The following is a 3,441-nucleotide window of genomic DNA, read 5'->3' as shown; positions in this document are numbered from 1 at the left end:
TAGTGATGGCGACAGACTGCAACAGGTTCGTGCGTTGTTGCCGTGCGAGGTGCGGGTGAGTGCGGAGACGCACCCGTTGTTCGGGCGGTTGTTGGCGGCTCGGAGCTTCAAGCGCCTGAACGGGGTGCTGCATTTGGTGGTCGAGCTGCCGGATGGCTCACCGGGCACGATCCGCGCGGATGCCACCGACCTGCTCGGTGTGCAGCTGCCGTCCGGGCCGGGTGTCGTGATCGACGCTGGCGGGCTGCGCGAGCTGAACCGGCTGGTGGTGCCGCTGCTCAGAGTGCGCCGATCCCGCCCGGGGCGGAGGAGGCGCAAATAGGTTCACCGAATCCTTGATCGCGCTCACGACTTGGGACAGGTGAACCTACTTGCGTGCCGTGAGGGTAGCGGCCGCGCCGCAGATGGTGTTGGAGCTGGACCCGCCGTCAACGGCGGACCGGTGGTCACGGCTGCCGGAGACCGCCCGGGTGCAGGTGCTGGCGTTGCTGGCCCGGTTGATCGCTCGCGGAGTACTCGTCGTCGACGACCCGGCCGGACCGACGGAGCCCGACAATGGGTGTTGAACTGCGCGAGCCGGCCGCGCCGGCGTTGCTGCTGTCATCGCAGAAGATCACCGCTTCGCATCGGGGGCGGGAAGCGTATGTGTATGTGCGCCAGTCGACCCCGAGCCAGGTGGTCACCCATACCGAGTCGCTCGCTCGGCAGTACGAGCTGCGCGAACGCGCGGTCGTGCTGGGCTGGCCCGCCCGTCAGGTCGTGGTCATCGACGCCGATCTGGGCCGTTCCGGAGCGGACGCGACGGCCAGGCTGGGGTTCCAAGAGTTGGTCGCCGACGTCGGGCTGGGCAAGGTCGGGATCGTGCTGGGCATGGAGGTGTCGCGGCTGGCCCGCAACAACGCCGACTGGTATCAGCTGCTGGACCTGTGCGCGCTGACCGACACGTTGATCGCCGACGCGGACGGGATCTACCACCCGGCCGACTTCAATGACCGCCTCGTCCTCGGGCTCAAAGGCACGATGTCCGAGGCGGAGCTGCACCTGATCCGCTCGCGGCTGACCGCCGGGCTCAAGCACAAGGCCGCCCGGGGCGAACTGCGCCAGGGACTACCGGTCGGGTTGGACTACGACGCCGACGGGAAGGTTGTGCTGTCACCGGACGAGGCCGTGCGCGAGGCGATCACCACGGTGTTCCGCCGGTTCGCCGAGCTCGGCTCGGCCCGCCAGGTGCTGATGTCGCTGCGTGAGGACGGGGTGCTGCTGCCGCGCCGCCGCAACGGAGACCCACGCATCCGCTGGGCCGGCGCGACCTACCCGGCGGTGCACGACCTGTTGTCCAATCCCACCTATGCCGGGGCGTTCGTGTTCGGCCGTACCCGCACCGAGAAACGCGTCGACCCGGCCACCGGGCGGGTCACCACCCGGGTGCGGCTGTTGCCACGCGAGCAGTGGGAAGTGCTGATCCCCGATCACCATCCCGGGTTCATCGACTGGACGACCTACGAAGCCAACACCGCGAGACTGCGGGCGAACTGGCGGCCCCCACGCGGTCACGGCGGTGGCGCGCCTCGGGAAGGCACGGCGCTGTTGCAAGGGCTGCTGCGCTGCGGGCGGTGCGGACGGATCATGCAGGTCGGCTACTCCGGTCCGAGCGGGAACAGTCCGCGCTATCTGTGCGCCCGGGCTCAGCAGCTGTATACCGGTCAACCGGGCTGCCAGAGCATCGGCGGCCGGCGGCTGGAGAACACCGTGCTCGAGGAGCTGTTCGCGGTGCTCGAACCGGCCGCGCTGGCCGCCACCGCGCAGGCCCTCGCCGAGGCCGAGGATCAGTATCGTCGGCGGCTGGCCGTGTTCGAGCTCGCCGTGGAACGTGCCCGGTTCGAGGCCGACCGGGCGCTGCGTCAGTTCGATGCGGTCGAGCCGGAGAACCGGCTGGTCGCGCGCACCCTGGAGAAAGCGCTCGAGGACAGGCTCACTGCGCAACGGCGCGCCGAGAACGATCTGGCCACCCAGCAGGCCCGCCGTCCGGTCGCGCTCACCGACACCGAGCTTGCCTGGCTTTCCCGTGCCGGCGCGGACGTGCGCGCGATCTTCGACGCGCCCAGCACCACCAGCATCGAGCGCAAACAGTTGCTGCGCGCGGTCATCGCCGAGATCGGCCTGACCGTGCACCGCGAGACCCACATCGCCAACTTGCGGATCATCTGGCAGGGCGGCGCGGTCACCGAGGTCGCCATGCCGATGACCAGAACCGGGCAACACACCCGCACCACCAGCGAGGACACCATCGCACTCGTCCAGCGTCTGACCTCCGACTACGACGACCGCAGCATCGCGGCGATCCTGGCCAAACAGGGCCGGCGCACCTCCACTGGGCTGAGCTGGACCCAGACCCGGGTCAAGTCGTTGCGGGTCTCTCGCGGGATTCCCGCCTACCAGCCGGCCACTGGCAGCAAGGATGTCGGGGCCAGCGGTGAGGATGTCGTTGTGGTCAGCATCTCCGCCGCCGAGAAGATGCTCGGGGTCTCCCGGGTGACGCTCTACCGGTGGCTGCGCGACGGGTTCATCGTCGGAGAGCAGCTCACTCCTCACGCGCCTTGGCGCATCCGCATCGATCAGGCCCTGCGCGACCGCGTCCGGCCCGAAGCCCCCGAGGGCTGGCTATCGCTCGATCAAGCCGCCGAGGCCCTCGGAGTGGCCCGCCAGACGGTGTTGCACAAGGTCCAACGCGGCGAACTCGCCGCCATCCACGTGAACCGCGGCCGCCGCAAAGGGCTGCGTATCCAGGTCAAACCCGACCAACCTGGACTATTCGACACACCCCGATGAAAGGAACGCGCAGTGCAAAACAGGGCTGGTGGTGGCGTATTTGGCGATGTAGCCGGCGAGGCGGGTTTCGGTGATCTGCCCGTCGGGGTCTTCGATCTGCTCGGCGGCGGTCGCGGTGATCTCCCGGATGTCGAGCTGGGTGCCCCACTCCAGTCGGAACTCTGTGCCGTCCGGCCGAGGGACGGTCAGTGCGGCGGTGCTGGCCGCTTCGGTGAGGGCCTCTCGTAGTTCGGCCGTGGTGAACCCAGCCGGCGCGGGGTCGGCCGGACCGTCGGGGCCGTCGAGGCGGATCGCGGCGTGGAAGTGGACCAGTCCGCGTCGCTGGTATTCGGCGACCTTGGCATACGAGACCCGCGCGACCTGCCCGAAGTGCCGGCCGGGGACGCCGAGCCGCTGGGCCAGCGCGCGGCGCAGGGCGATGGTGAAGCGGTGCCACAGCTGCCCGGCGTGGGCCTGCCAGAGCACCGACCCCACGTAGTCGTAAGTGTCGGGGTCGAGCGGTGCGCCAACACGCGGGTCATCGGGGTGGTGGCGTTCGGCGCACCGGCAGGGGATGACGCGGCCGGTGCGGGTGACCCGGCGGGAGTGCACCGGCCCGAACGAGGGCGGGGT

At 69.7% G+C, this 3,441-nt stretch carries 4 protein-coding genes; 3 read left to right on the top strand and 1 reads right to left on the bottom strand.

Annotation, left to right across the window (positions count from 1 at the left end):
* From VGJ14_05185 to VGJ14_05175, 3 genes are all read left to right on the top strand, one after another.
* Window positions 1-322: hypothetical protein (locus VGJ14_05185; GenBank protein HEY2831798.1), on the top strand; the 322-nt coding region annotated here is incomplete at its 5' end.
* A 58-nt stretch (window positions 323-380) separates the two neighbouring features.
* Window positions 381-566 (top strand): hypothetical protein, encoded by a 186-nt coding sequence (locus tag VGJ14_05180; GenBank protein HEY2831797.1) that lies wholly within the window; start codon window positions 381-383, stop codon window positions 564-566.
* Window positions 556-2,829, top strand: coding sequence for a recombinase family protein (locus VGJ14_05175; GenBank protein ID HEY2831796.1), 2,274 nt, complete (start codon window positions 556-558; stop codon window positions 2,827-2,829). Before VGJ14_05180 ends, VGJ14_05175 begins: the two co-directional genes overlap by 11 nt.
* Here VGJ14_05175 and VGJ14_05170 read toward each other — a convergent pair.
* The coding region (locus VGJ14_05170; GenBank protein ID HEY2831795.1) for a replication initiator at window positions 2,809-3,441 on the bottom strand (633 nt) is incomplete at its 5' end. The two genes, VGJ14_05175 and VGJ14_05170, sit on opposite strands and share 21 nt — an antisense overlap.

Source organism: Sporichthyaceae bacterium, from assembly GCA_036493475.1.
GTDB lineage: Bacteria > Actinomycetota > Actinomycetes > Sporichthyales > Sporichthyaceae > DASQPJ01.
This window is presented reverse-complemented; position numbering and strand designations above follow the sequence as displayed.